Origin of the sequence: Ureibacillus sp. GCM10028918, from assembly GCF_042666115.1 — a bacterium.
In the GTDB taxonomy this organism is placed as follows: domain Bacteria; phylum Bacillota; class Bacilli; order Bacillales_A; family Planococcaceae; genus Ureibacillus.
The window spans coordinates 166,755-185,377 of record NZ_JBHTFK010000007.1 but is presented as its reverse complement, the minus strand read 5'-3'; the positions used below and the strand labels follow the sequence as shown (position 1 = coordinate 185,377).

General features: G+C 35.3%; 18 protein-coding genes. 6 read left to right on the top strand and 12 right to left on the bottom strand.

Annotated elements, in window-relative coordinates; all coding sequences use genetic code 11:
- Positions 1–443: 443 nt before the first annotated feature.
- The 4 genes from ACFQU5_RS10030 (at position 444) to ACFQU5_RS10015 (ending at position 6,202) form a co-directional block, all read left to right on the top strand.
- Positions 444–1,787 (top strand): spore germination protein, encoded by a 1,344-nt coding sequence (locus ACFQU5_RS10030; RefSeq protein WP_390287319.1) that lies wholly within the window; start codon positions 444–446, stop codon positions 1,785–1,787.
- On the top strand, positions 1,784–2,899 hold the full coding sequence (locus ACFQU5_RS10025) for a GerAB/ArcD/ProY family transporter (RefSeq protein ID WP_390287317.1): 1,116 nt from the start codon (positions 1,784–1,786) through the stop codon (positions 2,897–2,899). Before ACFQU5_RS10030 ends, ACFQU5_RS10025 begins: the two co-directional genes overlap by 4 nt.
- Positions 2,874–3,995, top strand: a complete 1,122-nt coding sequence (locus tag ACFQU5_RS10020) for a Ger(x)C family spore germination protein (RefSeq protein ID WP_390287315.1) — start codon at positions 2,874–2,876, stop codon at positions 3,993–3,995. Before ACFQU5_RS10025 ends, ACFQU5_RS10020 begins: the two co-directional genes overlap by 26 nt.
- A gap of 662 nt (positions 3,996–4,657) precedes the next feature.
- Positions 4,658–6,202, top strand: a complete 1,545-nt coding sequence (locus ACFQU5_RS10015) for an alanine/glycine:cation symporter family protein (RefSeq protein ID WP_390287313.1) — start codon at positions 4,658–4,660, stop codon at positions 6,200–6,202.
- Between the two features lie 196 nt (positions 6,203–6,398).
- Here ACFQU5_RS10015 and ACFQU5_RS10010 read toward each other — a convergent pair whose 3' ends face one another.
- The 11 genes from ACFQU5_RS10010 to ACFQU5_RS09960 form a co-directional block, all read right to left on the bottom strand.
- Positions 6,399–6,914: a P-loop NTPase family protein gene (locus ACFQU5_RS10010; protein WP_390287311.1), complete on the bottom strand. Its 516-nt coding sequence runs from the start codon at positions 6,912–6,914 to the stop codon at positions 6,399–6,401.
- A gap of 245 nt (positions 6,915–7,159) precedes the next feature.
- Complete coding sequence (locus tag ACFQU5_RS10005; protein WP_390287308.1) at positions 7,160–7,828, bottom strand: DNA alkylation repair protein; 669 nt, start codon at positions 7,826–7,828, stop codon at positions 7,160–7,162.
- A gap of 211 nt (positions 7,829–8,039) precedes the next feature.
- Positions 8,040–8,537, bottom strand: coding sequence for a P-loop nucleotide/nucleoside kinase family protein (locus tag ACFQU5_RS10000; RefSeq protein ID WP_390287305.1), 498 nt, complete (start codon positions 8,535–8,537; stop codon positions 8,040–8,042).
- Positions 8,538–8,791: 254 nt separating this feature from the next.
- Entirely contained in the window at positions 8,792–9,178 is a 387-nt protein-coding gene (locus ACFQU5_RS09995; RefSeq protein ID WP_390287303.1) for a hypothetical protein, read from the bottom strand.
- Positions 9,179–9,208: 30 nt separating this feature from the next.
- The gene (locus tag ACFQU5_RS09990) at positions 9,209–9,403 is read right to left on the bottom strand and encodes a hypothetical protein (protein WP_390287301.1); all 195 of its coding nucleotides are present in this window, start codon (positions 9,401–9,403) and stop codon (positions 9,209–9,211) included.
- A 105-nt stretch (positions 9,404–9,508) separates the two neighbouring features.
- Positions 9,509–9,667 (bottom strand): hypothetical protein, encoded by a 159-nt coding sequence (locus ACFQU5_RS09985; protein WP_390287299.1) that lies wholly within the window; start codon positions 9,665–9,667, stop codon positions 9,509–9,511.
- A gap of 495 nt (positions 9,668–10,162) precedes the next feature.
- Complete coding sequence (locus ACFQU5_RS09980) at positions 10,163–10,720, bottom strand: histidine phosphatase family protein (RefSeq protein WP_390287297.1); 558 nt, start codon at positions 10,718–10,720, stop codon at positions 10,163–10,165.
- Positions 10,721–10,778: 58 nt separating this feature from the next.
- Positions 10,779–11,189 carry an RND transporter gene (locus ACFQU5_RS09975; protein ID WP_390287295.1) on the bottom strand — a complete coding sequence of 137 codons (411 nt, stop codon included), beginning with the start codon at positions 11,187–11,189 and terminating at the stop codon, positions 10,779–10,781.
- A 137-nt stretch (positions 11,190–11,326) separates the two neighbouring features.
- Positions 11,327–12,202 carry a helix-turn-helix transcriptional regulator gene (locus tag ACFQU5_RS09970; RefSeq protein WP_390287293.1) on the bottom strand — a complete coding sequence of 292 codons (876 nt, stop codon included), beginning with the start codon at positions 12,200–12,202 and terminating at the stop codon, positions 11,327–11,329.
- A gap of 169 nt (positions 12,203–12,371) precedes the next feature.
- Positions 12,372–13,253 (bottom strand): copper amine oxidase N-terminal domain-containing protein, encoded by an 882-nt coding sequence (locus ACFQU5_RS09965; RefSeq protein ID WP_390287291.1) that lies wholly within the window; start codon positions 13,251–13,253, stop codon positions 12,372–12,374.
- Positions 13,254–13,532: 279 nt separating this feature from the next.
- Positions 13,533–15,692 (bottom strand): transglycosylase domain-containing protein, encoded by a 2,160-nt coding sequence (locus ACFQU5_RS09960; RefSeq protein ID WP_390287940.1) that lies wholly within the window; start codon positions 15,690–15,692, stop codon positions 13,533–13,535.
- 345 nt (positions 15,693–16,037) lie between these two features.
- Between ACFQU5_RS09960 and ACFQU5_RS09955 the strand changes: the two genes are divergently transcribed.
- Both ACFQU5_RS09955 and ACFQU5_RS09950 read left to right on the top strand, forming a co-directional pair.
- Positions 16,038–16,487, top strand: a complete 450-nt coding sequence (locus tag ACFQU5_RS09955) for a CBO0543 family protein (protein ID WP_390287289.1) — start codon at positions 16,038–16,040, stop codon at positions 16,485–16,487.
- Positions 16,488–16,508: 21 nt separating this feature from the next.
- Positions 16,509–17,048 carry a CBO0543 family protein gene (locus ACFQU5_RS09950; protein ID WP_390287287.1) on the top strand — a complete coding sequence of 180 codons (540 nt, stop codon included), beginning with the start codon at positions 16,509–16,511 and terminating at the stop codon, positions 17,046–17,048.
- Positions 17,049–17,391: 343 nt separating this feature from the next.
- Here ACFQU5_RS09950 and ACFQU5_RS09945 read toward each other — a convergent pair whose 3' ends face one another.
- On the bottom strand, positions 17,392–18,444 hold the full coding sequence (locus tag ACFQU5_RS09945; RefSeq protein WP_390287285.1) for a DUF3231 family protein: 1,053 nt from the start codon (positions 18,442–18,444) through the stop codon (positions 17,392–17,394).
- Positions 18,445–18,623 lie beyond the last annotated feature (179 nt).

The window sequence follows — 18,623 nt, the reverse complement described above, 5'->3', positions numbered from 1 at the left end:
AAGATAAACCAGAATCTTGCCCCATGTGTGATGGTAAAGTGTTATTTTAACTGCTTTAGGACAAACATTGTTTCACTTTATAAAAAAACATTTATAAAATTCCCTCATAATCTGGAAAGAGGCTAATCATTTTTCAATGATTAATAGCCTCTTTTTCTTGTTCCACTAATTTGCCTCGCTAGCTTATTTATTACCTAAATATCCGATTTGATTTTGAGATTCTTACTCCATTAAATGGCCCGATTGTTGAAATTTAAAAATAAGAGAGCGATAAAAAGTTTCTCAGTTATTTTGCTAAATCCCCTGTTAGTTTTAAGGACTTTAATTCACGAACTCAGCTATTAGTTTTCAAATAAAAGTCAATTAACTGCCCTGGAAATGAAATTCACCCACAATTATTGGTTAAGATAAATAATATTCTTACTAGTTGATTGGGGAATCATATGTTTTCATTGGAAACCATTAATTGGATTAACGAACAGTTCAAAAATACAAATGAATTTGTACAAAAGAAATTAGAGTATGAAAATAAACACGTCTTGGTACTCTATCTTAAATCACTTATTGACTCTGAAATGCTTCAAAAGTTACTAATTAAACCCTTCTTCGAAATGTCTTCCGAAGAACAATTCAAGTTATATTTGCAAGCATTACCACAGTTCCAAGAAGTTACGTCAAAAGAACAAATCCCGCTTGAAATGATGAACGGAAACATTTTGGTTGAAATTCAAAATGAATTGTATTTATTAGACTTTAGATCAGCAAACAATGACAAAGTCAATCAAACATCAGTAGAATCCACTATCCATGGTTCTCAATTAGCTTTAAGTGATAATCTCATGACGAACATTAATATAATCCGTTCTAATTATCATCAAGCTTCTTTATCTGTTGAATATCTTGTTAAGGGCGAGGTAAATCAGCATAAGGTTGCAATCATCTATGATAAGGATAAGGTAAAAAACGATGTTTTAGATACCATTCGAAAAAGACTTCAGAATGTAGATAAGCAACTCATTACTTCAACCACCCAGTTGAATAATTTTATCAATGATAAGCGATTTTCACTTTTCCCTCAAATGATTATGACTGAACGTCCCGATCGAATCGTCTACAATCTAGGTGGCGGTAAAGTCATTCTGTTGGTCGACGGCAATCCACAATCATTGGCTACGCCAGTAGTATTTTTCGATTTCATGACGACTATAGAGGATAATTATCATACTCTATTTATTTCACTTTTTTTGAAGATTCTACGGTATGCCGGATTACTTCTCAGCCTTCTCCTACCCGCGTTATATGTGGGAGTAACTTCATTTACACCTGAAGTATTCAGAACTGAATTAGCTTTGACCGTAGCCGGAAGTAGAGTGGGTGTACCTTTCTCTTCTTTTGTCGAAGTTCTATTCATGCTATTTTTTATGGAATTATTACTAGAGGCCAGTATTCGACTTCCAAAAGCAGTCAGTGCCACTGCTACTACGGTAGGAGGTCTAATATTAGGAACAGCCGTTACTGAAGCATCTCTTGCATCCAATATTATGGTTATTATTGTTTCAGCAGTGGCTATATCAACTTTTGTTATTCCAGTCAATGAAATGGCGTTTTCTATTAGAGTTGTACGCTTATTATTAATACTGATCACAAGTATATTTGGTTTAGCCGGATTGATATTAAGTTTTTTTGCATTGATTATGTATTTAGTTAATTTAGATAGTTTTGGAGAGCCCTACTTGAAGTTATATACATTATCGAAAAACAAGAAGAGTTCGGAGGGGAAATCTTGAGCCGATATTATTACTACTTAATATTTATAAATATGGTGGCGAATATTATCGCTTCAGTCCCTTCTATCCTCTATCAATCCCATAAGGAAGGCTCCGTTTCCTCCATGATACTGGGGTTAGTTGCAGGGACGATTCTTGTAACTATTTATACACGATTTTTCAATGCTTACCCTGGGATGACATTACCAGATTTACTTGAGAAAACAACAGCAAAATGGTTTTACAAACCATTCGTATTATTTTTAGCTTTTATGTGGTTTATTGCCGGATTAATCACATTGGCTACGTATACATTCCTTCTTATCCGATTTGTTACTCCCGAGATGCCAATTATTCAAGTAAGTTTGGCTATTATACTTTATGTCATTTTTGGGTGTCTAATGAGAACCGAACGAGTGTTATATACGATTGAGTTAATATTGTTAGTTACCCTTCCATTAATCTTATTTATCTTTTATAAAACCTATAGCAGCGATAGTTTGGAATGGGACTTTGTAAAGGAAGCGGCATTATATGTGAACCAACTACCTAACTTAAGTTCATTTTCTGCAAGTTTCTTCCTATTTCTAGGGGTAGTAAATCTTTTTATGTTTAATCGATTCTTTACCATGAAACAAAATTTTAAATGGAAACATGTCGCAATAATAGCTATTATATCTACCTTAAATCTATTTACTACTTATTTTATTCCTATCGGTTATAACGGTTTTGAGAACATAGATGAACTCGTATATCCTTGGATTTCAACAAGCGACTCGATAAGGATGGAATATTTCATGATTGAACGCGTTCTGTTTGTTTTTTTATTGTTTTATTTGGGAATCGCCTTCGTAAGTATCATGATTCACTGGCACGTAGCAATAGAATTTTTAAAGTTTGTTTTCGATTTCGAAAAAATTAAATTTAAGGGATTCAAAATAGGCAAATTCATACCAATTCCTTTTTTCATAGGTGCATCTCTACTAACTGTTGTTAAACTTAACGAATATCAATTGTTCCGTTTTTCGAGTATTTTTTATAACTTATTGATATTCTTTTTCCCATCAATGATCATACTTTTTTTCTTTATTAAAAGGAGCATGAAAAATGCCAAACAAGCAAAACAAAACTAAATTATTCGTCTTAATCTTATTACCTATTATTAGCCTGTTGACCGGTTGCGAATTTAAGGATATTGATAAAAATGTATTTGTTTCAATGATTGGCATTGATAAATCAGACGATGAAGACAAACCATACAAACTAACTTTGAAATTATATGTACCGACCAGTTCTTTTAAACAATCCCCGAAACCTGAATACTCTTATATCACTCAGAATGGAGAGACTTTAAGCGAGGCAATTCGCTTAATGGAGAGCTATTCAGACAAAGAATTAGAATTTGGTCACTCGAAGCTAATCGTAATCGGAGAAGACCTTTTGGAGGAGAAAACAAATGAGATAATGGATTTTTTGTTGAGAAGACCAGATATCCAAATGATATCCTGGGTTGCTGTTGGCAGGCCTTCTGCAGAAGAGGTAGTCAAAATGGTACCTCAGGGGGAGAATGCAGCTTATCCGGCTCTATTCAATTACTTTGATGATATTGGAACAGAAAGTCAATTTATCGTCACTACTTACTTGTTTGATTTCAGAAGAAGATTGAAGGAAGAAGGAATCGATCCCGTATTACCGATCATCGAAGTAAAAAAGAAAGAATCACACTTTGAAGTAAATAAGTCCCTGGTTTTGATGGATAAGAAAGCACCCTACGAACTTTCATCGCTATATACACAAACATTTAACATATTAACACTGAATGCACCAGTTGCTGATTTAGTCATAAATGAAGAGGGACAATATTTTGTTGCAAAAATTAACTCTATGGACTCCAGACATAAAGTGAATATAAAAGACACCAACAAAATAGAAATCGAAATAGAAGTAAGTTTTGCAGGATATATATCCGAATCTAAAAATCCATTAAACCCTCAAGATTTAACGTACTATAACCAATTGTTGAAACAAGAGGCGGAAGAGAAATATACCGAATTTTTTACAGAAATGATCAATACAGGTTATGACCCGATTGGTTTTGGCTTAGAATATAAATCCCGCACATTGCATAACCAACGAATGAGCAACGAGGAATGGGAAGAAGCATATAAAAATGCGGAAATAAAAATGACAATTAATTCGGAATTAAAGAGTACGGGGGCAATTCAGTAATGACTTGAATGTGCTATAGACTAAAAAATCTGGTGAGGAAATTTTAGTTGCCTTTTAACGCTTGAATTTTATGTCAAGCGTTTTTAATGTTGACTTAAACATTATTCTTAACTAATAAGCTGCATGTATAATCTACTATACTCAACAATCTGACTCTATTCACGAGGTAAGACGCATGCTGCAAAATACTATTTATTGAAAAACGAACGCTCATTCTTTCTCAAGAATAGCGTTCGTCAGATTTGGAAATTAAAATCGATTACTTATTACTCCGGATGTAGGACTCGAACCTACGACCAATCGGTTAACAGGCGATTCCTCTACCACTGAGCTACTTCGAAAAAGATGTTATTGCCTTTCCTACCCATTCTTCCACTGTTTCATTTGCTTATCCCCTTTCAAACAAATATTTTTTTCTATAAAGCAAAACACCGTTAAAAACCTACCTGAAAGGGATTGTGCAACATCATTTCTAAAGAATTTACTGCCAAACCGAAAAACTTTTGTTTAGTAACCACTTGATTGTGTTATTTACACTATTAAGTATTTTATTTTAAAAACAAAACTCTACAAAGCATTCTTAACTTAAATGAATGAAATGATTAGAGCTCGATTATTTCAGTCATCATTTAAAATTAATTTTTCAGGGGACGTGGTTTCTAATGTTAGAAATAGTAAATTTTTTAAATAAGTATATTTGGAGTAATGCGCTCGTATTTTTATTCTTGGGTGTTGGAATAATTTTCACGTTAAGAACAAAGTTTATCCAAGTTCGACGCTTTAAAGATATGATCACATTATTGTTTGAGAAAAATAATGATAAAGCTGGGATCTCTTCATTCCAGGCATTGGCGATGTCACTTGGAAGTCGTATAGGTACAGGTAATATTGTTGGTGTAGCTACGGCAATCAGCCTCGGTGGTCCTGGTGCAGTTTTCTGGATGTGGGTTATGGGATTCTTAGGTGCCGCTACTTCATTTATCGAAATTACCCTTTCGCAAATTTTCAAAAGTAAAATCGACGGAGAATATCGTGGAGGTACGCCATTTTACATATATAAAGGGCTGAACCTTAAATGGTTTTCAATCATTTCCGCCACGATTCTGATTATCGTCATCGGGATTTTGTGGCCGACTGTTCAGGCAAATACAATTGCCTTAACTGTTCAGGATTCATTTAATGTCCCCCCCCTAGCAACAGGTCTTCTGCTTGCTGCTTTTATGGCCATTATCATTTATGGTGGTGTCAAACGTATTGCTACAGTTTCAGAATACTTGGTGCCCTTCATGGCATTGGCATACGTAGCGATTTGTATCGCATTATTGGCACTGAACTTTTCAGAAATTCCTGCGATGTTATCACTGATTGTAAGAAGTGCACTTAATTTGGACGCTACATTTGCCGGCCTGCTTGGTACAGCCATTGCAATGGGTGTACAGCGCGGTGTATTCTCAAGTGCTGCCGGTTTAGGTACGGAAACCTTTGAATCTGGCGCTTCAAGTGTTTCGCATCCTGCTAAACAAGGTTTAGTACAAGCATTTTCCATCTATATTGATACATTCGTTATTTGTACAGCAACAGCGCTAATGATTTTGATTACAGGTATGTACAATGTTGTGCCAAGCGCTGGTGAAGCAATTGTAACCAACTTCCCAGGTGCAGACCCTGAACTATATACACAGGCCGCTATAAGTACACTGATTTCTCCAACATTCGGTCAATACTTTATGTCGATTTCTTTATTCCTGTTCTGTTTTACTACGTTAATTACGTACTTCTACAAAATGGATACGAATATCGCTTTCATTAAAGAAATGCTGAATATTGACAAAACAGGTAAATACATTACGCATGTTGCCCGCATCGGACTTCTTGGCATGGTTGTTTTCGGTGCAGTGAATTCTGCAACGCTGATTTGGGCCATTACCGATTTAGGTGTCGGTCTGCTCGGCTGGGTGAATGTTATCACCATTTTGCTGCTTTCTAAAACCGCTTTAACCGCGCTTAAAGATTATGATACACAAAAAAGTTTGGGGCTTAACCCAACATTCAACCCGATTTTATTAGGCATTAAAAACGCCGATTTCTGGGAAGATCTTGAGGCGAGATTCCCTATACCAAAGACCGTTTCTTCAAAAGGAAGAACGGTAGTAGCGAAAAAAGTCAAAGAGCGCCTGTTACCGGTCCCGAATCCTTTTTCTGAATAACGGACAAGCTGACCCACGTCGATTCTTTCCTTAACAGATTCTTTTTCAGCAATCTGGGCCTATTGCAAAAAAAGGGCGCAATTCACTTCAAGAATTGCACCCGATTGTTGAATACGCCTGCTGCTCTTAGAATCCGCCTATCATAAATTTTAAAAAAGTGAATTTAAAACGCAATATTATTAAGGGGTGGCGCCTTTTAATTGAAGTATTTCTTAATACAATTTGCATTGTTAATAACTTTTATCTTATCTTTATGTATGCCATACTTGTTGAAAAAGTTAACTTTACCAACGTCTTCAAAATAACGATTCCATCTAAACATCTTGAAAAAAATAACTAATGTTGGTTTGTAATTTGCTTTCTCTAATCGGAGTTTTTGTTTTAGAAACCTCTTTATAATTCGGTAAGTTCTTATTGAATATTTTATATCTAAAAAGAAAATCAAATCTGCACTCTGAAAACAATTGCTTACCCAATCCTCATTGTGTATTCCTTCAATTATCCAACTGTCTGATTGTAATATACTGTTTAGATACTCCTCCCTTTCTTGTTCAGTTCTTCTTATATCCCCGAACTTATCCCTTATCCAAACTACATTATCTAATTCGTAATACGGTATATCTAACCTCGAGGATATTTCTTTTGCTAAAGTTGTTTTACCACTTCCAACAGAGCCAATAATATGTATTCTCTTGTATATTGTCTTTTCCAAAAAAACACCAACTTCACAATCATTTGTTTCTGGAAACAATTCGAGATTAGAGTTGGATTTACCTCTTATTATTTGAAGTAGTAACGCAACTTTATCTTTAAATTTCAGCCTAATAACCTATCTGTGCTGCCCCACAATCTGGCCCATTCATGAAGAAAGACCCTCTCCTTATTCAAGAAAAGCGCCCGATTGTCGAATGTTCTTTTTCTATTGAATAGTATCTTTAATAAATTTTTCAGAGGTAACTAATTAATATGTCGTTTGTTAACTTCAATCGCAATGAACTCCGGCAAATAGCTGGGAGTACATCCTTTTGCTACTTTTTCATCTTTGTAAAGACCCGTTTTCTCACCAAGTTTAATACAACGTGCACGATTCTTTTCATCATAAACGCCTATCCAGCCGGCCGTGAAATTCATAGCCCATTGAACTTCCGGTTCTTCCTGCGTTATATTGGCTTCTAATGCAGATAGCAACTCTGCAGTGTTATCAGGCGGTGTTTGTCCAGTCCATCTCAATCGCCCTTGATAATACCAGAAAGCTCGCCTTTGAAGAGCAGAAGGGCTATTTTCCCATGACTCCATCAATGCAATTATCTTCTTGTCTTTGGTGAGCTGATTAGCCATTAACCAATCCATTAAGTTATTTCGCTCATTAAAAGGGTGATTCTGCATATCCTTATCAAGCTTATTTAGCACATCTTGTGAAAGAAGTTTTTTGTCCATAATTAAGATTGCTAATAGTCTGGGCAAAAACTCTTCGGTTGACCAAAGTTCCATAGCTAGTTCGTGATCTTTTTTAATGTCCTTCGCGATTTTTCTTAAGTCGCCCAGCTTAGTTTTACTATTGATCTGAGATAGAATGTTTTCTGCTTTTGGTGAGCGTTTTAGTTCTGTATCTTTTTTTTCATCCATTTTATACAACTCCTTTATTAAAGCACTGTTTCATAATATGTCCTTGACGGGATATACAAGTATACAATACCACTTTTGATATGAAACCTAAAAAAGACACAATTCCTTGTACAAGAATTGCACCCGAATGTTGAATTCCAAGGAGTTTCAATTGGCTGGTTTAGTTAAACTAATTTTTTATCTGGTTTATAATTCTATGTTGAACTCCTTGTTATTCGTTTCCACTAAACTCTAAAATATTTAAACCCTCGGATGCTTCTGGTGCTTCAAAAAATTTAGTAACATGAATAAACATCGCTTCCGTGTCAAAAGCTGCTCTTTCGGGTTGTTCGTTACGCCTTTTTGCAATTTGCCGTAAGCATTGCTCGTTATTTAAATTAAGGAAAATCAGTTGATGGTTTGCATTAATCTCTGACACCATATCTAAAAACCACTTTCGCAGATTTTTAGTGTTACCTGGAAAATCCATTACTACATCTGTACCAACACTTAATATGTTTTGGACATGCTTTTTCACAAACGGCTTAAGCTGCGCTGAGAATTTAAGATAGTCCTCAAATGATGTTATCTGGTTAGGATAAAGAGATGAAAGCCATTCATCCTCAGATAACAGTACCGCGTGTTTTTCTATAGCCAATTGTTTTGATTTAGTTGTTTTTCCTGTTCCCATTTTTCCACAGAAAAAGTATAGCGTCCCCAATTGTTTCATATCTTCATCCCCCAGGCTTATTTTATTGATTGTGACCCCACCTTGTTAAACTACAATCTACAACCTATCTTAAATATATTTCTTCAAGCTGTATAACTTTACCTTTATTCCACAAACTGGCACGATTCTAGAATAAGAAAAATCCTGTATACCAACACAGGATTTTAACCGAAGTTTATTATAAATAACCAATTTTCATTTTAAATAATCGAGTTTTATAAAAAAAATCTTTTCTATAAAACTACAGCAAGCTTCTATTTTTGGTTTTGCTTATCAAGCAAAGATATGAAGGTGCCTTGCGCACTCGTATTATTTATCAACCTTTTCGTTCGATATTTACTTCTCAAAACCTTCCTCACACGTCGATTGCCGAAAAACAAATGGTGATACCTTTTATCCTCATATAATTCAGTAAACCATTGATATCTTCGCAATTCTTCAATGTGCTTATCTGCTTTCTTTGAATTTAAAGGATCTCTTCTCCCACCGTTAAAAAGCAATTCCGCAGTTATCTCAAGAATCTCAGTAATCATAAAATATCCCCCTTTTGATGCTCCTATATTGAATCGAAGCCTTATTCTGATTTCTACTATCTGCATTTCATCCCAGTCTAAAATTTCGACGATTACTTCTTCAGACAAAGCATTTTTAGTTCACCCTATAGCAATCTATTATTTATCCCACTCTTTTAACATTGCTGCATCAGTTGACTCCACTATTTCTTCTATTCCGTCTTTTCTTACATACTTAACTTGAAATCCTTCTGAAGGATTGATTGCATACCAACCAGAACCTTTTGTTTCCTTCAACCTCAATAATTCTTGCTCTTTCTCCGCCAGCATAGATTTCATCCATACTGTTATCACTAATTGCCCCTGAGTAGAAGTTTGGCATAGCGGACCATTTGTGAGGTGTATCCCATTTTGCTCCCCTTGAGGATTGTTCTCTCTAAAAATAGAAATAGCGTCATCTTATTCAATTATGTTCTCTTCTTGATGAACAATTGAGTAGGAATAGTTAACTTCTTCATCGTACTTCTTTTCATTATCTTCCATTTCATTGTGGAAAAAATCTTCAAAGGTTTGTTCATTTGAACACCCGTTTAACAGGGAAAATAAAACTAAAAGCATAAGAATCCTTTTAACCTGAAAAAATCTTTCCTTCTTATATAAAGCATATCTTTTAAAATTAAATATTCTTCTTCCTCATTAGTTAGGCACCAATTCATGCAAGCTTGAATATTTCCTTAAAATTACAATAACATCCTCTTTAATTATTTTCTAATTTTTTCCACTTATTTCAAATGCAAAAAACTCGATTCAAAATTATTGAACCGAGTTTTCTAGTTAGATTTATTTACGTAATTTTTATCTAAGAAGCTTAGCGTTCAATACGCTCGTGGCTTCAACATTCTACATCTTGTTTTTTGTCGATATCCAATTTTATAGTATTTCGCCTCAACTACACGTACCTTAATTTTAAGTGTACTACTTCATAATATTGATTAGCCGTTCCTCCACAATCTGGCCCTTCAACGGAAAAAAGCTTCTTCTTGATGAAGAATCGTGTCCGATTGCTGAGGATCGTTTGTTTAAAGTTAAACCTTCGTTAGCTAAAGACTATTATTAAATTCTTCCCCATATTCTTTCTACGTTTCTTAGAACTTTACCATCAAAAGTTAATTTATATATATCTGGCATATCGAGATTTTGCCAAAAAGAAAAACCATACTGTCTGTCAAAGAAATTCATGATTAAAGTCATTATATTTCCATGTGCTCCGATAACAACATTTTCACCTTTGTATTTCTCTAATATTTTAAATGTGGCTTCAACACCTCTTTTTTGAGCGACAATATTAGATTCTCCACCCTCCCATGAAAAGTTGAAGTCCTCCCATACTTTTGTTATTGCAAGAGTAAAATCGTTGGCTGGCACTGTGGTTAAGGTGCGTTCTTTAAAACCATCTATAATTTCAACTTCTGCATTTATGAATTGTGCTATGCCTGTGACAGTTTGAATAGCTCGTTTATACGGACTTGAGACAACAATATCAATTTCCTCTTTTTTTAATAATTTTGTAACCAGTGCTGCATCAATAAAACCGCTTTCCGATAAAGGTCTATTTATTTCATCAGGTGTGTATGTAGAGTGTGCGTGCCTAACAAAATATAAATTAGTCAATCTATCAGCTCCTAACTTGAACTGTTTTCGAATGTAGGCAGCACTACAAACAAAGTTATTATTCTTTGCTTCTCCACAAAATAATCGTATGAAGGATCATCAAGATAAGGGCGGCTACTATAGCAATGGCAAAGCCAATCATACCAAGAAGGCGAATCCACCCTATAGTAAATGTCATGAAGATATAAAGATACAGACTTCCAGCAATGATCAGGGCGAAAGGAACATTAAAAGGGAATGTGCGTTTCCAACCAACTATCAGAAGAACAGTGAAGATTAGTAGAATGCTTATCGTTACTGTTTGAAGAACACCCCAATTGAGTTGAAAACGAGATTGATAGGCCTCGTCATGTGGCATTGGTGTGTGATCAAGAGAACTCAATCCATCATAGCCTACAGTAACTCCCAAACAAACAAGACCTGTAAAGACAAACCAATTCATTATTTTGATTGTATCCTTATGCTTCATTGACCTCTCCTTTTGTATAATTAACCTGAATTTCCTTACAGATGCTCTCTTCTTAGACAAACAAACTTCCGTAATGCCCACTCCACTGGTCCTGTCGAGTAACGTTGCCCATACCAATAGGCCAATACTCATACTGTTTATTCTTCGAAAGATAGATTTGTTGGTTCACTTAAGACCTCTGATGACATTTCTAAATTCGTGGATTCTATACTTTTGTCTACTTCTTCGAACGTTATTTGATCGACCCAAACTTGGCCACGTCCTGATAAAATAATGCCAAATGATATCAGTGCGCTCTCTTCTGGAACATCTAGCACAATGGAATATAAATTCCAGTTTGTCGTGCCTTGAATTGGGCGATTGCTCATATTATCAAACTGGATAATGTCTCCATTTACATTATCCACTCGCATCCACATACTCGAAAACACGTCTACATCTTTTGTTTTTAAAAAACCAGAAAGTCGAATGCGCTTATTGTGATAATTCTCGGCCTTAAATTGCTGCATCATCGTCGCAAAATGGTCAGCTTCCAATACCGTTTTCGATTTTAAATATCCTGAGGCTTTTCCTTGGTGAACAATTTCTCGGTCAACCCCCATCTCATAGTTAAACGGATCGGATCCACTTAACATCCATCCTTTTATAGGTCTATCCATATAAGATTCCTCCTTGTTTTTTAGTACAGCCGACATCAACCTTCGATATTGACCTGGCGGCAATTGATAGTATTTTTTGAACACCCTTGTAAATGCCTCTTGTGATTCGAAATGATGCTCAAAAGCAATATCAAGAATTGTTTCATCTGTATATAACAGCATTGCGGATGCCCTTGCTAACCGTCTCATTCTGATGTACTCACTTATTGACATGCCGATCGCTGCCTTAAATATTCGATGAAAATGGTACTTAGAAAACCCTACATGATTCATAATTCTTTCAATTTCTAGCGTTTCATGTAAACTCTCTTCTATATAGTCAATTGTTTTATTCAGGACGAATTCATACTTCATGTTCTTTTCCCTCCTGTCATAAATAGGATATCAAAATTAAAAAAAGATTTTTTGATTAATTTTGCTAAGTTTTTAAACCAAATTCCAGTTAGGTCGCAATTGTCCAAATAGAATAAGCCACAAATCCTGGCAACAGTGTTTGTGGCTTACTACGTAATTAATTTACTTTTTAATTGTTAATTACCTTGCTATCAACGGCTTGGTTTTCAAAATTGATTTGATAATCATCTACAATAAGTTTTCCGTTTTCCCTGATAAATGTAAGAGTTTCTTTTGTATTATAATAGGCATATTCGCTTGTTTGAGTTACATACGTAATATTAGCTGTCATCCCGTTAATAGCAATATCAAAATCGACAACCCAAGGACTAGAATCACCGATAATATAATTCCAGTTTTCCCCACTTCTATTGATCTGTTCTTGTTTGAATTTTTCTTTCGCCTTTTCAGACATCATTTTGTATCTAGGTTTTCCATCTCTGGTTTTAAGTGCATTTGCCCAAACCGTAGAAAGTTCTTCTATTTGTTTATAAACCTCATCTGACTTCTGTTCTTCCGCTGATGTCCCCAATCCTATAAATCCCTTGAACGTACTAGTTGCGGATTTTATCTCAATCGTTTTATTTTGAGCATTCCAGCTAACTGTTGCACCTAATTGTTCAAAAACTTTTACAGGCACCATTGTAACGCCATTAATTGTCTGAGGTCGAGCAGAATAGTTTTTTCCTATTCTATGGCCGTTACTTCGCTCAGTCACTATATTTCCATTTCCTAGTTGCGCCCAAATATAAGTATTTCCCTTTTTAGCAGTTAGTGTCTTATCTTTTCCATTCCAAGTAACCTTCGCACCTAATAATTCAAACGCTTCTCGGAAAGGGATGAATGTTGCGCCATTTTTGATGACAGGAGAATGAGGATATTCTTGCAACTTTCCATCGATTACAACGGAACTATTGTTTGCCGCTGAAACTTGATTTTCAACTGAAAGTCCGAAGATCAGTGACAGAAGCAATAGTATTCCCATTAAATAATTCATTTTGTTCTTCTTCATATTCTCTCCTCTACTAATCAAATAAATTATAACACGGTCTAATAACAAAATATGGGAATTTTTCTAAAAATAGGTAGTTTAAATCATTATTTGATAAAGGAAAAAGCGCAATTCCGTTATTTCTAGAATCGCGCCCTGTTATAGAAAATAAAGATGCAATGTAAAAGTACGAAAAATTCGAAGATAGACTGCTGAATTGATGGACTTATACGGATATTACTACTGTGCCTTTTAAGCCGGATAGTTAATGTTTCTCCATAAACTTCAATGCCTCTCAAATTACTCTTTGTCTTTGTCTTTGTCTTTCTCTTTTTCTTTCTTCTCTTTTTCTTTCTTCTCTTTTTCTTTTTCTTTTTCTTTTTCTTTCTTCTCTTTTTCTTTCTCTTTCTTCTCTTCCTTTTTCTCTTTCTTCTCTTCCTTTTTCTCTTTCTTTTCTTCTTTCTTCTCTTCTACTCCATCTTTCTTATCTTTTTCTTCCTTCGCCTTCTCTTCTTTCTTCCTCTGTTCCTTCTCTTTATCTGCTTGTTCCTTTAATTGTTTGCCTAGTAATGATAAATCAAATTCTTTTTGGGAAAATTCCGAAATGGACTCAGAGAGAATTTCGTTGAAAATTTTTGTGACCGTTGACCCGCTGGATCCCGATAAATAATGATTTTCATCCGTCTGATCATAGCCCATCCAAATTGCCCCGACAATTTGTGGCGTATATCCGACAAACCAATGATCCTTTGCTCCTCCTGCACTTTCGAATGGAAGTTGTGTTGTACCCGTTTTACCCGCTATTTCCAAACCTTCCACCTGGGCATTCGTCCCTGAGCCTTCCTCTACGACTCCCCTAAGCATATAGGTGATTTTCTGGGCTATTAAAGCATCTGTGACGTTTGTCTTTTTACTATGCCATTCTGCCATAACATCGCCATTGACATCTTCAATTTTTTGAATCGCGTGTTCTTCTGCCATCACCCCATTATTGGGGAATGCGGAAAACGCCTGCGCCATCAATAAAGGCGATACGCCTTCATTCATCCCACCAAGTGCCAAACCTAGGTTGGAATCCTCTTCGGTTAATGGAATACCGAACCGCTCGACAGCATTAATGCCGTAATTCAATCCCATTCTTTGCAATAACCATACCGCCGGGACGTTATAGGAATTGATCAGAGCTTCATACATCGTCACTTCTCCGCGGAATCTATTGTCAACATTCATTGGTTGATAGCCGTCTATATTAATAGGCGAGTCCGGTAATTTATCAAAGATATCATATCCCTGTTCTAGAGCCGGCGTGTACACTGCCAGCGGTTTCATGGTAGAGCCAGGTTGCCGTTTTAGTTGGGTAGCTCGATTAAATCCTCTAAAAATATGTTCCCCTCTTCCTCCAACAAGTGCGTTTATTCCGCCACTGGATGGGTTGATGAAGACGGCTCCACTTTGAATTAGCTGGTCAGATTGCCCTTCAGGAAACACCTCGTCATTCTTATACACCTTTTCAACTGCATTTTGTATGGCAGGGTTTAATTCTGTATAAATATGAAGTCCACCTGAAAGCACCTCATTTTCTGTAAGACCATATTCTTTTATGGCTTCCTCAATGATATGATCTACATAATATGGATATTTCCCTTTATATTCGTCAGTATTTTCGCCGTCTAAAACAATTGACTGTTCCTTTGCTGTTTCTACATCCTTTTGACTAATGTAGCCTTCCTTTTCCATTAAGGATAAAACCAGATTCTTCCGTTCCACTGATTGCTCCATATCTTTGAATGGCGACAAAATGGAAGGTGCTTTGATTAGCCCAGCGAGCATTGCCGACTCACCTATCGTTAATTCGGTCACATCTTTGCCGAAGTACGTCTGTGAAGCCCGCTGGATGCCCCAAGCTCCCTCACCAAAATAAATCTGGTTTAAGTACCGTTCCATAATTTCATCTTTGGAGTACGTCTGTTCAATTTTTTTCGTCAAAATCAGCTCTTTAAACTTTCTCGTATAGGTACGTTCTTGTGTTAAAAAGACATTTTTAGCCAACTGTTGCGTAATTGTACTTCCGCCCGCCACAATATCGCCACTCGTCATGTTTTGCATCAATGCCCGAACAATTCCAATCACATTAATGCCATCGTGTTTGTAAAACTTCTGGTCTTCTGTAGCGATTACAGCTTGAACAAGATGGTCTGGAATCTGTTCAATGCTAACTCCATCTATTTTGGAACCTGAAATCTTACTGGCCACTTCACCATTTTGATCATAAATAATTGTTGGCTGTGGAGTTGGCTCTTCTAATTTACTGACATCGCTTGTCCAAATTAAAATATTGAATAGAAGCAAACTGCTTAAACACACTATTAAACCCGCTGCTAAAATCTTTACCAGCAATTTTTTACCTTTAAACTTACTCCATATCTGCTCGGTTAATTTTTGTTGCTTTCTTCTTTCCATTCTTCCCACGTTTTGTTCCACCTTCTACCTTCTAGTCTAACGATTCAGCTTTTGCATAAAGGTTATTGTTAGTTATGTCATATACATAGTCAATAGGGCATTTGTAATCCGCGACTTTGTCCCCCCTTATGCAAACCGCTCATACATAACCATTCATTAATTCACATCCCAACAACAACTCTAAAGTAATATCCAAATTTTTACTTTCAGGTATATTTCATCAATTGTAGCGCGTTTCAAAAATCTTTCGCTTTACGTCTTAATATTTCTTCAGATGGGGGATAATGTACATTATATAAAGAGAATGACGTGGTGAAGAGGTGTTTTACGGTGGTTGTCGCAATAGTGTCTTTTATTATAAGTTGGATAGTCTATTTATTCTTTTCTGATAAAAAGAAATACCATTTTTATGCTCTTACTGTTTACATAGGGATTGTTCTGGCATTGATTACAGACTTGCTGATGTTTGTTTATCCCCTGTGGAACTATCCGGGATCAAAGGTAGAAAAATTCTTTATTCAATTACTAAATGGATTTGGCTTATATTTTGTAGTTATATACTTCTTCCTCCAATTACTGCCCAAAAAACAAACAATTTTATCGGTAACACGTTATATCTTCTATTGGTCTATATTTGCCATTATTCTTGAGCTCATTTATTTGTATCTTGGTTTTATTGAACACGGGTTATGGTGGAATATCATGCATTCTTATATAGCAGACTGGATTTTACTTTTTTTATTCTATCTCCATCATAGATGGGCATCAAAGCATTTAATAATAAATGTACATTAATTTAATATAGGGGAATTTAATATGGAAACTAGTTGGCAAGAGGTTGCTAAATTATCACAGCAATACAGATACACCAGATTAGAGTATTGGTTAAATGAAACCTTATTTACCATCAGTTGGTGGGTTCTTTTGGTTACAACTCTTGGTCTTTTTATTGTATGGGTAATTATTTTAGACAAAAAGAGGATTTTCGAGATACTCTCATACGGATTTATGGTTTCAAGTATAAGCACAATATTAGATGCATTTGGCCTAATTCTAATGTTTTGGCAATACAATCATACTTTAACGCCTTTATCGATACCTATCGAAATTCACATTATACAAATGCCTATTATTTATATGATTATTTATCAATATTTTAAAAGATGGAAAACATTCCTAATTGCCATCACAATCAATGCATTTATCTTCGCATTTATTCTGGAAGCACTTTTGGTGTGGCTACACATATATGAATTATATATCTGGAAACATATCTATTCATTTATTCCTTATATCCTGATTGGAGTGATCTTTAAATGGATCATTGATAAACTTGGACAGAAGAATTACGCATAGATGCTTATAGTAGCCCATTATATGGTAAGAGAGAAAAACTCAGTGGGAAGAATAGGATTGTTTTTGGGGTTACATAATAATCTAAGTGTTATTATGTAACACTAAAAATTTCAATGCGAAGGGGGATATACTTTGAATACTGTATTTAGCTTAATTTGCAGTCTGTATATTACTTATCTTAAAGTAATTTCCTTACTGAATAAGAAGACGTTTGAGCTAAAAGCTTGGTTAAGAATTCCATCATTTGCGTAAAGCAATGAGTATTCACTAAGTAATCTCTATTATGCATTGTAAAAAAAGGTGAGTGCAGTATTTGCCCACCTTTTTTCTTTTGTTTTTTCATCTAATTTCTTTCAAATGCTTTTGGCGGTGATTCCAGCCAGCCCTTATCAATTAAGATATTGGCAGCATCATCAACAAATAACCCATTATTGACTATACTTCTCCCATATAACGCGGATATATCTCTTCTTCCATTCACAGCAATTGAATTTCCCATTGTCCTGATTTTTATAGAGAACATGTCAAATTTATGGTATAACATGATTTTATCTGAAAAAGGTGGATAGCTGGAGGTTGTAACCAGATGGTCTAGATATGATGGCGCTTGCAAGTTTTCCATATGAAGCTTTTCAGTAAATTGCTTCACCGCTTTATCAGTCATTCCCAACCCTCGTTTAAACAAAGCCTTTATTTTTTCGTCTTTGACGTTCTGGTAAAATCCTAATAACAGTGCTTTACTTGTTGTGTTATTTTCAATATTATCGTAAAGGTGAATAATTTCCATTGCATGAAGTGGTCTCACCTCTCCAAGCCAACCGTTTAGATAGCTTTGTTTATTGATAAAATCGCTTTTTTCAGGAATTGGGATTAGCGGAGGTTTTATAATGAATTTCTTGCCATATAAAACATTATTAACTTGTCCTAATAAGATCGTGGTACATTCATTTGCATAAACGAAAAATTCTCTGATATCCTCCCTCATGCCTAGCGGAATGGCTACTGCGTAAATGCTCATACCTGCCTTAGCCGCATATTTTAAATAATGTGCATAAAACTCATCCCTGTATAAACGTGGGGCTCCAAGATTTACATCTTCTTGGGAAAATCCAATTGGTATAGGGAAATCTGCATCGTTAAAAAACTTTTCAATCCTCTGCAAAAAATCCTTACTTACTGCTAAACCATTTTCCAATAGCGTCCTAATAGCCTCATCTTCACAATGTTGAAGAAAATAAGGGAGAATATGACTTGACATACTGTTCCCCATATAGCTCACCCAAAGTTTACCCATTTCAAAAACCGTTAAAGGTTGAGATTCATCTAATTCTTGCGTACTAAAACTTAGCGGTTTCATCACATTCATGGGATTTAATTTTTTATCGGCCTGTTCCATAAATAACCTCCTATTTTATATATCAAATAATAATATTCCCTCGAATCGGGAAATGTATGAATGAACAACCGGTACAGTTGGTCAAATAAAAAAGGATCATAGCAAAAAATTAGCTAGAATCCTTTTTTTATCTTCTTCAATTTTCAATTTATCTATTGTCCCTATAATGAAAAATGGAC

Bases quoted from the DNA above. Each gene is read 5' to 3' on its own strand.
- ACFQU5_RS10030 (WP_390287319.1), top strand. From the start codon at position 444: ATGTTTTCATTGGAAACCATTAATTGGATTAACGAACAGTTCAAAAAT.
- ACFQU5_RS10020 (WP_390287315.1), top strand. From the start codon at position 2,874: ATGCCAAACAAGCAAAACAAAACTAAATTATTCGTCTTAATCTTATTA.
- ACFQU5_RS10015 (WP_390287313.1), top strand. From the start codon at position 4,658: ATGTTAGAAATAGTAAATTTTTTAAATAAGTATATTTGGAGTAATGCG.
- ACFQU5_RS10005 (WP_390287308.1), bottom strand. From the start codon at position 7,828: ATGGATGAAAAAAAAGATACAGAACTAAAACGCTCACCAAAAGCAGAA.
- ACFQU5_RS10000 (WP_390287305.1), bottom strand. From the start codon at position 8,537: ATGAAACAATTGGGGACGCTATACTTTTTCTGTGGAAAAATGGGAACA.
- ACFQU5_RS09985 (WP_390287299.1), bottom strand. From the start codon at position 9,667: ATGCTTTTAGTTTTATTTTCCCTGTTAAACGGGTGTTCAAATGAACAA.
- ACFQU5_RS09975 (WP_390287295.1), bottom strand. From the start codon at position 11,189: ATGAAGCATAAGGATACAATCAAAATAATGAATTGGTTTGTCTTTACA.
- ACFQU5_RS09970 (WP_390287293.1), bottom strand. From the start codon at position 12,202: ATGAAGTATGAATTCGTCCTGAATAAAACAATTGACTATATAGAAGAG.
- ACFQU5_RS09965 (WP_390287291.1), bottom strand. From the start codon at position 13,253: ATGAAGAAGAACAAAATGAATTATTTAATGGGAATACTATTGCTTCTG.
- ACFQU5_RS09960 (WP_390287940.1), bottom strand. From the start codon at position 15,692: ATGGAAAGAAGAAAGCAACAAAAATTAACCGAGCAGATATGGAGTAAG.
- ACFQU5_RS09950 (WP_390287287.1), top strand. From the start codon at position 16,509: ATGGAAACTAGTTGGCAAGAGGTTGCTAAATTATCACAGCAATACAGA.
- ACFQU5_RS09945 (WP_390287285.1), bottom strand. From the start codon at position 18,444: ATGGAACAGGCCGATAAAAAATTAAATCCCATGAATGTGATGAAACCG.